Genomic DNA, 15,510 nt, shown 5'->3' with positions numbered 1-15,510 from the left:
CGGCCGGCGACGGCAGCGTCTCGACCGCCCGGTCGAGCAGGCCGCGCGCCTCCAGCGCCGTCATGAAGCGCGCCTGATGCGCGATGTCGGCGAGCCCCCGCTTGCGCGCCAGCGAAAGCGCCAGCGTCTGCTGGTAGTTGTTGGACAACACCAGCGCGCTCACCTCGTCGGTCATCTCGGCGAGCAGCTTGTTGCGCGCCGGCCTCGCCAGCAAGCCTTTGCGCATGGCCGAGGCCAGCGCGATCTTGATGTTGACCTCGACGTCGGAGCAGTTGACGCCACCCGAATTGTCGATGGCGTCGGAGTTGCAGCGACCGCCATTCATGCCGAACTCGATGCGCGCCCGCTGCGTGACGCCGAGATTGGCGCCCTCGCCGATGACCTTGGCGCGCACTTCCGAAGCCGTGACCCGGATGGCGTCGTTGGCGCGGTCGCCGACATCGGCATTGGTCTCGCCGGAAGCCCTGACATAGGTGCCGATGCCGCCGAACCACAGAAGGTCGACCGGCGCCTTGAGGATGGCGTTCATGATCTCGACCGGCGTCGCCGTGGTCTTGGCCAGTCCGATCGCGGCAGCAGCCGTCGCCGGCAGCGTGATCGACTTCTGGCTGCGCGAGACGATGACGCCGCCTTCCGACAGCTTAGACTTGTCGTAATCCTGCCAGGACGAGCGCGGCAGGGCGAACATGCGCTGCCGTTCGGCCATCGAGGCCGCCATGTCGGGGTCGGGATCGATGAAGATGTCGCGATGGTCGAAGGCTGCGATCAGCCTGGTCGCCGGTGACAGGAGCATGCCGTTGCCAAAGACGTCGCCCGACATGTCGCCGACGCCGACCACATTGAAGGGCGAGGTCTGGATGTCACGGTTCATCTCGCGGAAATGCCGCTTCACCGCTTCCCACGCGCCCTTGGCGGTGATGCCCATCTTCTTGTGGTCATAGCCGGCAGAGCCGCCGCTGGCGAACGCGTCGTCCAGCCAGAAGCTGTGCTTCTCGGAAATGGCGTTGGCGGTGTCGGAGAAGGTCGCCGTGCCCTTGTCGGCCGCGACGACGAAATAGGGATCGTCAGGATCGCGCCGCACCACGCCGGCCGGCGGGATGACGCCGTCGACGCCGATATTGTCGGTGATCGAAAGCAGGCTGGAGACGAAGTTCTTGTAGGCCGAGGTGCCGGCCTCGAAGATGGCGTCGCGGCCAGCGCCCATCGGCAGTTTCTTCGGATAGAAGCCGCCCTTGGCGCCGACCGGCACGATGACCGCGTTCTTGACCTGCTGCGCCTTGACGAGGCCCAGCACCTCGGTGCGGTAGTCCTGGGCGCGGTCCGACCAGCGCAGGCCGCCGCGCGCCACCGGACCGAAGCGCAGGTGGACGCCCTCGACCTCGGAACCGTAGACGAAGATCTCGCGCCACGGCCGCGGCGCCGGCAGGCCGTCGACCGCCTGCGAATCGAGCTTGATCGCCAGCGACTGGCCCTTCGCTATCGTATCGGCTACGAAATGATTTGTACGCAGCGAGGCTTCGATCAGATTGAGATAGCGGCGGATGATGGTGTCGTCATCGATGTTGGGCACCTCGTCGAGCGCGTCCTTGATCTTGGCCTTGAGATGCTTGGCGGCGACCACGCCCTCGGTTTCGGCCGTCGGACCGAGGCGGGCGACGAACAGCTGATGTAGGCCACGCGCGATTGCCGGATAGCGGTTGAGCGCCGCTGCGATGAAATCCTGGCTCTGCGGAATGCCGGCCTGCTGCAGGTAGCGGCCGTAGGCGCGCAGGATGGTGATCTCGCCCGACCACAGGCCGGCGGTCTGGGCAAGGCCGTTATAGGCGTCATTGTCGACGTCGCCGCGCCAGACAGCGAGGAAGGCGTCCTGGAACAGCGCCCCGCCGTCGGTGAGATCGATCGGCTTGCCGTAGCTGTTCTCCAGCTCCATGTCATGGATGAAGACCATGCCGGAGGCTTCGTCGCCGACCTCGAAGGTGCGCTCGCTGATGACACGGAAGCCGATGTTTTCCAGCACCGGCACACGCCGCGACAGCGCCACCGGGCTGCCGAAATGATAGATCTTCAACGCCGCCTGGTGCGGCTTCTGGTCGGCATGGCGGTAATAGTCGATGGCTATAGGATTGGCAGCATCGATCCTGGCGATGCGCCCGGCATCGGCCAGCGCCACGGCCGGCGAAAAGGAGTCGCGATAGCTTTCGGAAAAGCGCGAGGCGATGGCTGTGAGCGTTGCGTCGGCGCCGGATTCCGACACTGCTTCGCGTAGCGCATCATCCCAGGTGCGGACGATGTCGCGGATCGCCGCCTCGATCGTCGCTGGATCGACCTTCGGCGTCTTGCCGCCGGAGCGGCCGATGATGAAATGCACGCGCGCCAGCCCGCCTTCGGGAAAGGCCGGGTAATAGGCCGACAGCCGGCCCTCGAACACGGTCTTGAGATAGGTGCCGATCTTCTCGCGCACGACGCTGTCATAGCGGTCGCGCGGCACGAAGACGAGGATGGAGACGAAACGGTCGAACTGGTCGGCCCGCACCAGCGCCCTGACGCGCGGCCGTTCGATCAGCCCGAGGATGGCTTCGGCGTGCTTCCTCAGAATCGGCACCGGAACCTGGAACAGCTCGTCGCGCGGATAGCTCTCCAGTACGTTGATCAGCGCCTTGCCGGAATGGTCGTGCGGATTGAAGCCGGACTTGGCGATGACGGTCTCGGCCTTCGAGCGCAGATAGGGGATCTTCATCACAGAACGCGTGTAGGCGGTCGAGGTGAACAGGCCGACGATGCGCAGCTCTCCCGAGAGCACGCCTTTGGCGGTGTAGGTCTTGACGCCGATATAGTCGAGATAGATGCGCCGGTGCACCGAGGACTTGGCATTGGCCTTGGTGACGATCAGCGGCTCCGGACCATGCAGGAAAGCGCGGATCTCCGGCGTCGTCGACACCGCCTCGGTGCCGCGCCTGAGAACCAGGACGTCGGGGTCGGCGAGGATGCCGAGGCCGGGCTTTTCGGCGCGCTCCAGCATGCCGCTCTTCTCGCCGCCGGTGTAGTTGAACTCGCGCATGCCGAGGAAGGTGAAATTGTCGTCGCGCAGCCATTCGAGGAAGGCGATCGCCTCGGTGACATGCGCCTTGTCGAGCGGCACCGGCGCATAGCGGAATTCCGAGATGGCCTGGTCGAGGCGGGCAAGCATCGGCTTCCAGTCGGTGACGGCGGCGCGCACCTGGTCCAAAAGCTTCTTCAAGCGGCCGGCAAGGGCTTCGGCCTGGTCGGCCGAAAGGCGGCCGATATGCACGTGGACGACGCTCAGCCGGTCATGGCCGGTTTCGCCCTTGACCGAGCCGCCGTCGCCCAGGATCTCCTCGACGCCGCTCTTGCCGTGCCGGACAACGATGACCGGATGGGTGACCAGCAGCGGCTCGCCGGCGGTCTCGGTGATCTCGCCGAGGATGGAATCGAACAGGAACGGCATGTTGTCGTTGACGACGGTGATGACCGACATCGGCCGGCCCTGGCGCGTCACGCCGGACTCCACGTCTATGGCGATGATGCAATCGCCCTTTTTGTGCCTGGCGACCGCGCGGCCGGCGAGATCGGCGGCGCGTTCGAGGTCGGCGACGTCATAGGCGGCGATGTCTTCGGCCGGCGTGCGGGCCAGAAGATAGTCGGCGAGCCTGCCGGGCTTTTCGCCCGCCCTTGCCGCGCCTCCTTTTGCCGCGCCTCCTTTTGCCGGATTGGTCTTTTTCGCCTGGCTTGCGGTTTTCAGGCTGGCCATGATGTGAAGTCCCTCCCGTCACATGCTTTTGCGACTATGGTAGCAGATGAGCGCCATTTGGCGACAAAGGTTTGACGACGCTTTAAGAAAATCGAACCGACGCTCGCCCTGCGAGGAGAACGGACATGACCGACAGGATTACGGCGCTGGACCTCGCCCCGGCGGAGCTCAGCGAAGCGACGAAAGCCTATTTCGCCAAATGCGAGGAGAAGCTGGGCCTCGTGCCCAACGTGCTTCTGGCCTACGCCTTCGACGAGAAGAAGCTGCGCGCCTTCACCGACATGTACAACGACCTGATGCTGGGCGAGTCCGGCTTGTCGAAGCTGGAGCGCGAAATGATCGCGGTCGCCGTCTCCTCGATCAACCATTGCTATTACTGCCTGACCGCGCACGGCGCGGCGGTGCGTCAGCTGTCGGGCGAGCCGGCGCTGGGCGAGATGATGGCGATGAACTTCCGCGCCGCCGACCTGTCCGAGCGGCAGAAGGCGATGCTGGAATTCGCGGTCAAGCTGACGGAGGAGCCGGCCAAGATCGTCGAGGCCGACCGCGCCGCGTTGCGACGGGCGGGCTTCAGCGACCGCGACATCTGGGACATCGCTTCGACCGCCGCCTTCTTCAACATGTCCAACCGCGTGGCCGCAGCGGTCGACATGCGGCCGAACCCCGAATACCACGCCATGGCGCGGTGACCCATAACAATAGACACTTCTGGCGAATGGTGGGTTGGCAGCGAGCCGAACGATATCGCAGAATACTTGAGCGGCTACGCAAGCGAAGGCTATGCAGTTCACGACTTCAGGCTCGCGCGATGCAAATGCGGTTCCACTTCGTTTCTTCTCGATGCCGACGATGATCAAGGCGGGGCGCGACGGACGTGCACGATGTGCGGTTCCGAGCATCTTATCTGTGACAGCGAGGAGTTTTGGGCAGATCCGAGCCGGAACGCTGGGTGTGTATCGAATGCGATTCCGAAGCCACAAATGTTGGGGTCGGGTTTTCCATTTACCCGCAGCGTGACGGCGTTCGCTGGCTTTATGTCGGGGTTCGTTGCGCGGGTTGTGGCGTCTTAGGATGCTTCGCCGGCTGGAAGGGTTGGCACGTCCGACAGCATGGACCTATTGGACAAAGCCTAGTCATCAAACCGCGATGGACAGCCGCACCGGAAATTGCAGCTACAGCCCTCCGTATATTAGTAGATGCGAATTCTCATTGCCTGCTCTGCTTTTTGGTCCGATTATCAGCCCGCGGCGTGGCCGCATGCCGGTTCGACGCCGCCAAAAATGGAGGAGAGCATGGCGAAATATCTCTATGTCTATCACGGCTCCGGCAAGATGCCGACCGAGGAAGCCGAGCGGAAAGCGGCGATGGATGCCTGGACCGGCTGGTACGACAAGCTCGGCTCGGCGGTCGTCGACGGCGGCAATCCTGTCGGCATGTCGAAGACGGTGCTGCCCGGCGGCACGGTCGAGAACAATGGCGGCAGCAATCCGACCGCCGGCTATACGATCGTCGAGGCGAAGGACATCGACGACGCCGTCGCCAAGGCCAGGGATTGCCCGATCCTGACGAACCCGGCCTTCAGTGTCGAGATCGCGCCGATCATCGAGATGATGTAGCGCTCAGACGAGCGCGGGCGGGCAGCGCACTGGCCTTGCCTGCCCGCCGTTGCACGGCTAGAAGAGTCGACCTTTTATCCATTTCGAGCTTCACTTTGCCTCAGTAACCGCCGGTCTCGTCCACTCCCCGAAAGCACCGCAGGCGCAGCTTTGGCGGCCCCTGCATCATTTCACGTGTTCTTCAGGCGGCGGTTTCGAGACCGGTTTGGCATTGCTGAGCCGCCGTCGAGCGTAACCCGCCGACGCCTGACTTCCAACATCGCAGCCTTTCGCCACGCCGTGCCCGCATGGGCATGATCCCGAAAAGTGGTATCCGGTTTTCGGAGAAGATCATGCTCGAACAAAGAGGGCATCTCGGACATCGCCGGCCTGACGGACTTCCCGACGGGAAGGGCCTACCGGCATGTCTGGACTGTTGCGTATCCGCTGGGCGATCGCGCCCAAAATCGCGCCTCGACCTCTCATCAACTGCAATCGCTGCGGCGGCGTCAGATCCTATCGATGCAGCGGAAAATTCCGTGTCAACGCCAACGGCAAGCGCATCGATGCCTGGCTGATCTATCGCTGCATCGGCTGCAACAACTCCTGGAACCGCGCCATTTTTGAGCGTTGCACCCGCCGCGACATCGAGCCGGCGCTGCTTGCGGCCCTCGAAAGCAACGATCCGGTTCTCGTGCGACGCCATGCCTTCGATCCGGTGGCGCTCCGAACGCGGATCGGGCGGGTCGAGGAATTTCCCGACGTCACGGTGCGAAAAGAGCTGCTGGACGGCGGGCCTCAATGCGCGGCAGCGCTTTGGCTCGAACTGCGGCTCGACGCCGCGACACCGTTGCGGCTCGACCGTCTGCTTGCCGGAGAGCTCGGCGTCTCGCGGTCGAGGCTGCAGGCCTGGGAAGAGCGGCAGTCGCTCGCCATCGAACCGGATGGCGCCAAGGCCCTGCGCAGGCCGGCGCGCGACGGCACGGCAATCAGCATCGATCTTTCCGGCGAGCCCGATCGCGACGCCATAATATCGGCTGCTTGCGGCTGAAATGAAAAATGGAGGGAGCGACGCTCCCTCCCCAATCGCTTTCGGGAAGGCTTACGCCGCGCCCATTACCTTGGCCGACTTCTCGAACCGCTTGCGCTCGTTCGGGTCGAGATAGAGCTTGCGGAGCCGAATGGTCTTCGGCGTCACCTCGACCAGCTCGTCGTCCTGGATCCAGGCCAGCGCCCGCTCCAGCGTCATGCGGACCGGCGGGGTCAGCTTCACCGCCTCGTCCTTGCCGGCGGCGCGGATGTTGGTGAGCTTCTTGCCCTTCAGCACATTGACCTCGAGGTCATTGTCGCGGCTATGGATGCCGATGATCATGCCCTGATAGACCTTGACGCCCGGATCGATGATCATCGGGCCGCGATCTTCCAGGTTCCACATCGCATAGGCGACCGACTCGCCCTGCTCGTTGGAGATCAGCACGCCGTTGGTGCGGCCCGCCAGTTCGCCCTTGTAGGGCTCGTAGGCATAAAACAGCCGGTTCATCACGGCGGTGCCGCGCGTGTCGGTCAACAGCTCCGACTGATAGCCGATCAGGCCGCGCGTCGGCGCGTGGAAGACGAGGCGCTGGCGGTTGCCGCCGGAGGGGCGCAGTTCCACCATCTCGGCCTTGCGCTCCGACATTTTTTGCACGACGACGCCGGCATGCTCCTCGTCGACGTCGATGACGACTTCCTCGACGGGCTCCAGCAATTCGCCGTTCTCGCCCTTCTGCATGACGACGCGGGGCCGCGACACGGCGATCTCGAAGCCCTCGCGGCGCATCGTCTCGATCAGCACGGCAAGCTGCAATTCGCCGCGGCCTGAGACGAAGAAGGAATCCTTCTCCGGCGATTCCTCGATCTTGAGCGCGACATTGCCTTCGGCTTCGCGCAGCAGGCGGTCGCGGATGACGCGGCTGGTCACCTTGTCGCCCTCGGTGCCGGCGAGCGGGCTGTCGTTGACGAGGAAGGACATGGTCACGGTCGGCGGGTCGATCGGCTGCGCGTGCAGCGGCTCGGTCACGCTCGGATCGCAGAAGGTGTCGGCGACGGTGCCTTTCGACAGGCCGGCGATGGCGACGATGTCGCCCGCCTGCGCTTCCTCGATCGGCTGGCGCTCGAGGCCGCGGAAGGCCAGGATTTTCGAGATACGTCCGGTTTCGATCTGCGTGCCGTCATGGTGCAGCACCTTGACCGCCTGGTTGGGCTTCAGCGAGCCCGACTCGATGCGGCCGGTGATGATGCGGCCGAGAAACGGATTGGCCTCCAGGATGGTGCCGATCATGCGGAACGGACCGGGATGCACCGTCGGCGCCGGCACGTGCTTGACGACGAGATCGAACAGCGGCGCCAGGCCCTGGTCCTTCGGGCCCTCCGGGTTTTCCGACACCCAGCCGTCGCGGCCCGAACCGTAGAGGATCGGGAAATCGAGCTGCTCGTCGGTGGCGTCGAGCGCGGCGAACAGGTCGAACACCTCGTTGACCACTTCGATGTGGCGGGCATCCGGGCGGTCGATCTTGTTGATGACGACGATCGGCCTCAAGCCCACCTTGAGCGCCTTGCCGACGACGAACTTGGTCTGCGGCATCGGCCCTTCGGCGGCATCGACGAGCACGATTGCCGAATCCACCATCGACAGGATGCGCTCGACCTCGCCGCCGAAATCGGCGTGTCCGGGCGTGTCGACGATGTTGATGCGGGTGCCGTTCCAGTCGACCGAGGTCGCCTTGGCCAGGATGGTGATGCCGCGCTCCTTTTCGAGGTCGTTCGAATCCATGGCGCGCTCGGCGACGCGCTGGTTGTCGCGGAAGGAGCCGGACTGCTTCAGGAGCTGGTCGACGAGGGTGGTTTTTCCATGGTCGACGTGCGCGATGATCGCGATATTGCGGAGGTTCATTGTCTGGTCTCGGGAGCGTTGCAGGCAGCAGGCCCAAAAGCGCTGCCTTTTTCGGTTGCGCGGCTCATACAAGGTTTTTCGCAATTGCGAAAGGGGAGGTCCCACCCCAAATACATGGTCACTGATTCTTAAACGTCTTGGTGTGAAATGATTCTGTTAACCAAGGCGGAACCTTTGAGGGGCCGGGCAGTTCGATGTTCATGAGCGATCAAATGTCCAGATTGCGTGCGGTTTTCGCATGGGCGGCGCTCGGCGTGCTGATTGCGGCCGGTGCCGCGCAGTCGGCGGCTGCACTGAGAGAAGCTGACCCGATCTCGCCGCCTGATGCCAAAACCGCGCAGCAGATGTTCGCCGACGCCCCTGACGGTGTCGACCCGATCGTCACCGGCCCGGTCAGCGCCGCCTTCAAGCAGCGTCAGAAGGCCGCCAACTGCGACAGCGCCGTCTGGCCGAACGTTCCTGCCGCCTGCTATCCGGACTGACGACCGCAGTCTTAGGAATGCAACAAGCGTAGCGATCCTTCCCACCCCCCTCTGGCCTGCCGGCCATCTCCCCCGCAAGGAGGGAGATCGGATGTCGCGTCGCCTTTCGCCAATCTCAATAGTCGAGGAGGGGCGCCAATGCCGAAGCTGCCAATCTCCCCCCTTGCGGGGGAGATGTCCGGCAGGACAGAGGGGGGTGCTGTCCCTCCAGCATCAAAATTCTGCCCATGTACGCTCCGAAGCGTAGAACCCCCCTACGCCGACCGCACCGGATCGAGCGTGATCTTGTAGAGCTCGTTGTCGTCGCGATCCATCAGCCGCACGGTGATCTGCTCGGTGGCGCCTGAAATGTCCACCAACCCGAAGAACTGCAGCCCGGCCGAGGGCGGCAGGTTCTGGCCCTGCTCGGCAGTCGGCGCCTTGATGAACTTCAGCTCCGGGCCGAAGGTCATGTCGAGATTATTGGGGCCGAAGGTGCCGGCATGGATCGGGCCGGAGACGAACTCCCAGAACGGGTTGAAATCCTGGAACTGCGCCTTGTCCGGGTTGTAGTAATGCGCCGCCGTGTAGTGGACGTCGGCGGTAAGCCATACCGTGTTGGTGATGCCGGCGTTCTTGATGTAGCGAAGCAGATCGGCGAATTCGAGCTCACGGCCCTTCGGCGCGCCATTGTCGCCATTGCTGACCGCCTCGGCGCCGGCTTTCTTGGTGGCGTCGTCCCAGACGACGAGGCCGAGCGGCATGTCGGCGGCAATGATCTTCCAGGTCGCCTTGGAATTCGCCAGTTCCCGCTTCAGCCACTGGGTCTGCTGTTCGCCGAGCATGCGCGACTTCGGCGTCAGCGTCTCCTCCATGTCCGGGCCGTTCGGCCCGCGATAGGAGCGCATGTCGAGGAAGAACACGTCGAGCAGCGGGCCGTGGGCGATCTTGCGATAGACGCGGCCCGGCTCCGACGGCTCGTAGCGGATCGTCGTCATCTCATGGAAGGCGCGCGCCGCGCGGGCCGCCAGCACATGGATGGATTTTTCCGTGTAGCGGTTGTCGGCGGTGAGATCCTTCGAATCCGACCAGTTGTTCAGCACCTCGTGGTCGTCCCACTGGTAGAAGGTCGGACAGATGGCGGAGAGGCCGAGCACGTGCTTGTCCATCATGTTGTACTTCCACTGATCGCGATACTCATCCAGCGTCTCGGCGACCTTGCGCTTGCCGTCGATCATGACGACGTTCTTCCACTTGCCGCCGCCGGGCAGGTCGACCTCGTCCTTCATCGCGCCGTCGGCATAGATCGTGTCGCCGGAATGCAGGAAGAAGTCAGGCGTGTGCTTGGCAATGGTGGAATAGGTCTTCATGCCGGTCTCGTCGATGCCCCAGCCCTGGCCGGCGGTGTCGCCCGACCAGGCGAAGCGCACGTCGCGCTTGGAGGCCGGCGCGGTGCGGAAGCGGCCGACGATCGGCTCGGAGACGGCATTGATGTCGGAAAGGTCGGCGGCGACCATGCGGTAGAAGATATCCTGGTCGCCGGCGAGGTCGGTGAGCAGCCGCTTCACCGTGTAGTCGCTGGCGGGCGAGGTATCGAGCGGCGCCAGCTTTGTCGCATCGGCGAAGCTTTCCGTCGTCGAGACTTCGTACATCACGCGCGCCGGCCGGTCGGTGCGGGTCCAGACCATGCCGGAGGTGGCGTCGACATCGCCGGACTGGACGCCATGGGTGAAGGCCGGGCGCTGGCTGGCGCGGGAATAGTAGGGCAGCGCGAGACCGGAGGCGCCGACAAGGCCAAAGGCGCTGGCCGAGGTGACGAAAGCGCGGCGGGTCAACGAGAGCTTGTTCATGGCTGTCTCCGGGATGGCGTTGAACGGGACCGCCAAGCTCGGGCCTCAATGTTTCAGGCGCATATCGGAACCATGAAGTTTTGATAACAGTGAACAGGCTGGTGAAGGCTGCCATCGACGCCGGGAAGGCGTGTTGAGATTCGGGTCAGGCCGAGTCGAAAATGGTGGTTCCCGAGAACCGGAGCGGAGCGTACTTTAAAGCACGTGAGCACCGGAAGCGCAGGAGACTGCCATTTGCAGGCCGGCCTCACCCGAATATCGACATGCCTTATGCCGCCTGGGGCTCCGGCTCGAACGCCGGCTTGCTCGTGTTGATCAGCAGCGAAATACAGGCCGCCGCGATGCCCGTCATGCCGGCGATCAAGAACGCGAGCTCATAATTGCCCTGCAATTCCCGCATCGTGCCGCCGAACGCGGCCGCCGCCGCAGCTCCCACCTGGTGGCCGGCGACGATCCAGCCGAAGACGATCGGCCCGCTGCGGTCGCCGAAGGCTTCGTTGGAGAGCCTCAGCGTCGGCGGCACGGTTGCGATCCAGTCGAGCCCGTAGAGCACGGCGAAGATGATGAGGCTGACCGCCGAGAAGCCGGAATAGGGCAAATAGATCAGCGACAGGCCGCGAATGCCGTAGTAGACGCCGAGCAGCTTGCGCGGGTCGAAGCGGTCGGTGAGCCAACCCGACAGCGTCGTGCCGATCAGGTCGAAAATGCCCATCATCGACAGCAGGCCCGCGGCCTGCACCTCGCCGATGCCCATGTCGCCGCAGAAGGCGATCAGATGCGTGCCGACCAGGCCGTTGGTGGTGAAGCCGCAGACGAAGAAGGTGGCGAAAAGATACCAGAACACCCTGGTACCCGCGGCGCGGCGCAGCGTGTTCAGCGTGTGCGCCAGGAAATTGCCCTGCGATGCAGGCGATGTCGGCGGCACGTCATCGGCCTCGGCGCCATAGCGCACCTGGCCGATCGAGGCCGGGCGCTCAGGCACCAGGAGAAGGACGAGCGGTATCAGCGCCGCGGTCGCGAGCGACACGGCGATCACCACCGGCTTCCAGCCACCGGCCTGCGCCAGCGAGGCGATCAGCGGCAGGAAGACCAGCATACCGGTGGCGCTGGAGGCCGACATCAGCCCCATCACCAGGCCGCGATTGGTCTTGAACCAGCGGTTGACAATGGTAGCGCCGAGCACGCTGGCGATGGCGCCAGAACCGATGCCCGAAAACACGCCCCAAGTGATGAAGAGATGCCAGGGCTCAGTCATCAGCAGGCTGAGGGCCGTCGAGCCCGACATGATCAGCAGCGCGGCAAGCAACGTCCGGCGCAGCCCGATGCGCTCCATCAGCGCCGCGGCGAACGGACCGGTCAGGCCGTAGAGCAGGATGCCGACGCCGGCGGCCATCGAGATGACGTCGCGCCGCCAGCCGAAGCTGTTTTCCAGCGGCAGCATCATGACGGAGGGCGCGGAGCGAAGCCCGGCGGCGATCAGCAGGCAGAGAAAAATGACGGCAACGACGACGAAGGCGTAGCGCTGGCCAAACGGACGGGACTGGGCTATCATGTTACTGACCGGTACGTTGCAATGGGATGGCAGCATACATACGTACCGGTCAGTAACATTGTCAAGCGAGTTTGGTGAATGTCATCGGACAATAAAATTGAAACGTCGGTGAACGAGACGCCTTCCGCGTCGACACCGAAGGCTGCCGACAAGATCCTCGACGTGGCGCGCGACCTGTTCTATCGCGAGGGCATCCGGGCAATCGGCGTCGACGAAATCGTCAGGCGTGCCGGCGTCACCAAGCCGAGCCTTTACCGCAGCTTTCCGTCGAAGGACGAGCTCGCCGCCTCCTATCTGCGCAAGTACGACCTTGAGTTCTGGGAGCGGTTCGAAGAAGCCGTCGACGCGCACCCGGGCAACCCGCGCGCGCAGATCGTCGCTTTCCTCACCCGCGTCGGCAAACGCACCCAGAAGCCGGACTATCGCGGCTGCGGCATGACCAACGCGGCGGTGGAATATCCCGAGCACGGCCATCCGGCGCGCATCGTCAGCGAGAACAACAAGCAGGAATTGCGCCGGCGTCTGCGCGCCATGGCGGCGGCAATGGGCGCCAGCGATTCCGACACGCTCGGAGACGGGCTGCTGCTGCTGATCGAGGGCGCCTATATCAGCGGCCAGCTCTTCGGTCTCGGCGGACCGGCGGCGTCGGTCGCCCGCAACGCCGACCTGCTGATCGAAGCCAGCTTGAAGAAATAGTGGTTGGCGCTACGCTTCGGCAACTCAAACGGAGTTGTCAGCGATGCGTGCGCTTCTGATCCCGCTTGCCCTCGCCGGTCTCTGCCAGGCAGCCCATGCCGGCGACATTTCCAGCGCCTACACCGACCTCGACTGGAAGAAAGACTGCGTGACTTACGCGCAGTCGGAAGAAGGCGACGGCGACTGGGCGAGCCTCGCCTGCGCCGGCTATCGCGGCTATCCGGTGCTGATCGGCTACGACGATGCGCGCGAGTCCGTTTACTACGGTTTTCCCTCCGACGACATGACCGCGGTGTGGGAAAGTTTTTCCGGGCTCAACACCGCCGGTCCGAAGGTCGAGTGGCGGATCGAAACCAACGGCGACAAGGCCGTGCCCTTCGCCGTCATTCACCGTCGCGAGATCAGCAATCCCGAAGACGAGAACAAGCCGACCGAAGTGCTGGTCGTCGCCAAGGTCGCACAGCCGGAAGAGCATGAAGGCTGCACCGTCGGCCTTGTGCTCGCCACCGGCAACGCTGAGGCCAACGACCAGGCACGCAAGCTCGCCGACGAAAAGGCGAAAGGTTTTGCCTGCGGCAAGGACAAGCGCGAAGTGATCGGCAAAGTGCCCGACTTCGGCCGCGTCGATAATTGACTACTTGCTTGCCTTCGCTCGCTCGATCGCGTCGACGATCATCTTCTTGGCGTATTTGGAATCGTGCCAGCCCTCGATCTTGACCCATTTGCCGGGTTCGAGATCCTTGTAGTGCTCGAAGAAGTGCTGCACCTGCTGGCGGGTGATTTCCGGCAGGTGGGTATATTCGGTGACGTTCTCGTAGCGCAGCGTGAGTTTCGGCGACGGAACCGCGATCACCTTCTCGTCCTGGCCGGCATTGTCTTCCATGATCAGCACGCCGATCGGCCGCACATTGATGACGCAGCCCGGCACCAGCGCGCGCGTGTTGCAGACAAGGACGTCGATCGGATCGCCGTCGCCCGACAGTGTGTGCGGCACGAAGCCGTAATTGCCGGGATAGCGCATCGAAGTGTGCAGGAAGCGGTCGACGAACAGCGTGCCGGCTTCCTTGTCCATCTCGTACTTGATCGGCTCGCCGCCGATCGGCACCTCGATGATGACGTTGACGTCCTCGGGCGGGTTCTTTCCGGTGGGCACGGCTTCGATACGCATGGCTCAAATCCCTCTCTCGATTTGTGAGATCGATAGCGGGCGGCGCGTCATGGTGCAATGCGGCGAATAGCACTGGACGCTATCGGAAGCGCACAGTTTGTGATGGATTGTAACCTAAGCTAGGCCCGTCATTCCCAGACGAAGGCGACCTTCTTCAGCGCCTTCTGCTCGAAGACCTCGACGCCTTCGGCGATGTCGCGGCCACCATTGCCGGCATAGAAGGCTAAAGCGTTGTAATTGTCTTCCAGCGCCCACACCACCAGGCCTCTGAGGCCGTGGTCGGCAAGGCGCGTGCGCGCCGCCTTGAACAACCGGCTGCCAAGCCCGATGCCCTGATATTCCGGGCGCAGGTAAAGCTCGTAGATCTCGCCCTGCTGCCTGAGCTCGCGGGCGCGATTCTTGCCGATCGTGGCATAGCCGGCGATCGTGCCGCCGATCTCGACCACCAAAACGGTCGCCGCGCGGCGAATCGCGTTCGCCCACCAGTCGGGGCCGCGGCGATTGATCATGGCCGTCAGCGTGCGGTGCGGGATGATGCCGGAATAGGCGCCGCGCCACGCCTCCTGATGCACTTCGGCGATGGCGATTGCATCGCGAGGGTCGGCTTTCCGGATGTCGATCGTCAGCGTGTTCATGATTTGTTAACCATAGACCCGCTTCGCCCGCTTGCAAAGAGTCCGCTCTGTCGCGCCCGCGCTTTCACACAGGCGAACTTGCAGGCACCGGAAGCGGGAACCCGCCGGGAGCCGGCCGGCCTAGCGGATTTATGGAAAAGCTCTGTCAGATTTCGACGAGATGGTCGTCGAGCTCGTTGGTGTCGCCTTCGGTCACCGGAAAATGCTCGGCGAGCACCGCGCCGACCGATTCGATCGCCTTGACGAAACCGTCGGCGAGACGGTCGTCGCCGGCATGCCGGGTGAGCTCCCGCACCACGCCGTCCCAGACATGCTGGCCGACCTTGGCATCGATGCCGCTGTCGGCGACCACTTCGGCATAGCGCTCGGCGATCGAGACGAAGATCAGCACGCCGGTGCGTGCGCTCGTGCGATGGACGTTGCGGGCGAGGAACTGCTTCATCGCATTGGCGTGCGCCGCCTGGTAGCGCAGCCGCCTCGGTACGAGATGGATGCGCCAGCCGGGCAGCGCCCATAGAAGCACCAGCATGCAGCCAAGCGCCAGAAGCTGGGCAAGCACGAAATGCGGCAGACGGATGGTCAGCCACCAGGCTTCCAGCCCGTAGGCCACCGCAAGGCTGACGATGAGCGTGGCAAGCGCCGCCGCGAACGCGGCCGGGAAGAGATAGCCGTCGCTGGATTGCGCCACGACGCAGTAGATCTCGCCGTCGGTCTTGGCCTCGGCGGCGCGGATCGCATCGGCGATGCGGTCATGGTCCTCAGGGTTGATCGGTCGCGTTGCCATGGTCCTCACCAGCTTCCCGAGGAGCCGCCGCCGCCCGACGAACCGCCGCCGCCGGAAAACCCGCCGCC

At 64.1% G+C, this 15,510-nt stretch carries 13 protein-coding genes; 6 read left to right on the top strand and 7 right to left on the bottom strand.

Going from position 1 to position 15,510, the window contains the following annotated elements:
* The coding region (locus tag DH10_RS11570) for an NAD-glutamate dehydrogenase (protein WP_192384743.1) at window positions 1–3,769 on the bottom strand (3,769 nt) is incomplete at its 3' end.
* 125 nt (window positions 3,770–3,894) lie between these two features.
* Between DH10_RS11570 and DH10_RS11565 the strand changes: the two genes are divergently transcribed.
* The 3 genes from DH10_RS11565 to DH10_RS11555 all read left to right on the top strand — a co-directional run bounded on the left by DH10_RS11565 (window position 3,895) and on the right by DH10_RS11555 (window position 6,415).
* On the top strand, window positions 3,895–4,458 hold the full coding sequence (locus DH10_RS11565) for a peroxidase-related enzyme (RefSeq protein ID WP_192249587.1): 564 nt from the start codon (window positions 3,895–3,897) through the stop codon (window positions 4,456–4,458).
* Window positions 4,459–5,061: 603 nt separating this feature from the next.
* On the top strand, window positions 5,062–5,385 hold the full coding sequence (locus DH10_RS11560; protein ID WP_192249590.1) for a YciI family protein: 324 nt from the start codon (window positions 5,062–5,064) through the stop codon (window positions 5,383–5,385).
* Between the two features lie 403 nt (window positions 5,386–5,788).
* Window positions 5,789–6,415 (top strand): DUF1062 domain-containing protein, encoded by a 627-nt coding sequence (locus tag DH10_RS11555; protein ID WP_192249593.1) that lies wholly within the window; start codon window positions 5,789–5,791, stop codon window positions 6,413–6,415.
* Window positions 6,416–6,466: 51 nt separating this feature from the next.
* On the opposite strand, the gene typA is transcribed toward DH10_RS11555, so the two are convergent.
* Window positions 6,467–8,296 carry a translational GTPase TypA gene (typA, locus tag DH10_RS11550; protein WP_192249596.1) on the bottom strand — a complete coding sequence of 610 codons (1,830 nt, stop codon included), beginning with the start codon at window positions 8,294–8,296 and terminating at the stop codon, window positions 6,467–6,469.
* A 212-nt stretch (window positions 8,297–8,508) separates the two neighbouring features.
* Here typA and DH10_RS11545 point away from each other — a divergent pair, with 212 nt between their 5' ends.
* Window positions 8,509–8,778 carry a hypothetical protein gene (locus DH10_RS11545; protein WP_246506175.1) on the top strand — a complete coding sequence of 90 codons (270 nt, stop codon included), beginning with the start codon at window positions 8,509–8,511 and terminating at the stop codon, window positions 8,776–8,778.
* Between the two features lie 254 nt (window positions 8,779–9,032).
* On the opposite strand, the gene DH10_RS11540 is transcribed toward DH10_RS11545, so the two are convergent.
* Window positions 9,033–10,607 (bottom strand): alkaline phosphatase D family protein, encoded by a 1,575-nt coding sequence (locus DH10_RS11540; protein WP_192249602.1) that lies wholly within the window; start codon window positions 10,605–10,607, stop codon window positions 9,033–9,035.
* Between the two features lie 268 nt (window positions 10,608–10,875).
* A complete protein-coding gene (locus DH10_RS11535; protein ID WP_192249606.1) occupies window positions 10,876–12,159 on the bottom strand; it encodes an MFS transporter in 1,284 nt (427 codons plus the stop codon).
* 78 nt (window positions 12,160–12,237) lie between these two features.
* Between DH10_RS11535 and DH10_RS11530 the strand changes: the two genes are divergently transcribed.
* Window positions 12,238–12,855 (top strand): TetR/AcrR family transcriptional regulator, encoded by a 618-nt coding sequence (locus DH10_RS11530; protein ID WP_192249609.1) that lies wholly within the window; start codon window positions 12,238–12,240, stop codon window positions 12,853–12,855.
* 43 nt (window positions 12,856–12,898) lie between these two features.
* On the top strand, window positions 12,899–13,489 hold the full coding sequence (locus tag DH10_RS11525; protein WP_192249612.1) for a hypothetical protein: 591 nt from the start codon (window positions 12,899–12,901) through the stop codon (window positions 13,487–13,489).
* On the opposite strand, the gene ppa is transcribed toward DH10_RS11525, so the two are convergent.
* From ppa to DH10_RS11510, 3 genes are all read right to left on the bottom strand, one after another.
* On the bottom strand, window positions 13,490–14,023 hold the full coding sequence (gene ppa, locus DH10_RS11520) for an inorganic diphosphatase (RefSeq protein WP_192249615.1): 534 nt from the start codon (window positions 14,021–14,023) through the stop codon (window positions 13,490–13,492). It abuts the gene before it with no gap.
* Between the two features lie 128 nt (window positions 14,024–14,151).
* Window positions 14,152–14,658 (bottom strand): GNAT family N-acetyltransferase, encoded by a 507-nt coding sequence (locus DH10_RS11515; protein WP_192249618.1) that lies wholly within the window; start codon window positions 14,656–14,658, stop codon window positions 14,152–14,154.
* Window positions 14,659–14,803: 145 nt separating this feature from the next.
* Window positions 14,804–15,442, bottom strand: coding sequence for a TPM domain-containing protein (locus DH10_RS11510; RefSeq protein WP_192249650.1), 639 nt, complete (start codon window positions 15,440–15,442; stop codon window positions 14,804–14,806).
* Window positions 15,443–15,510: the final 68 nt, after the last annotated feature.

Origin of the sequence: Mesorhizobium silamurunense (assembly GCF_014843825.1) — a bacterium.
In the GTDB taxonomy this organism is placed as follows: Bacteria; Pseudomonadota; Alphaproteobacteria; order Rhizobiales; family Rhizobiaceae; genus Mesorhizobium; species Mesorhizobium silamurunense.
This window is presented reverse-complemented; position numbering and strand designations above follow the sequence as displayed.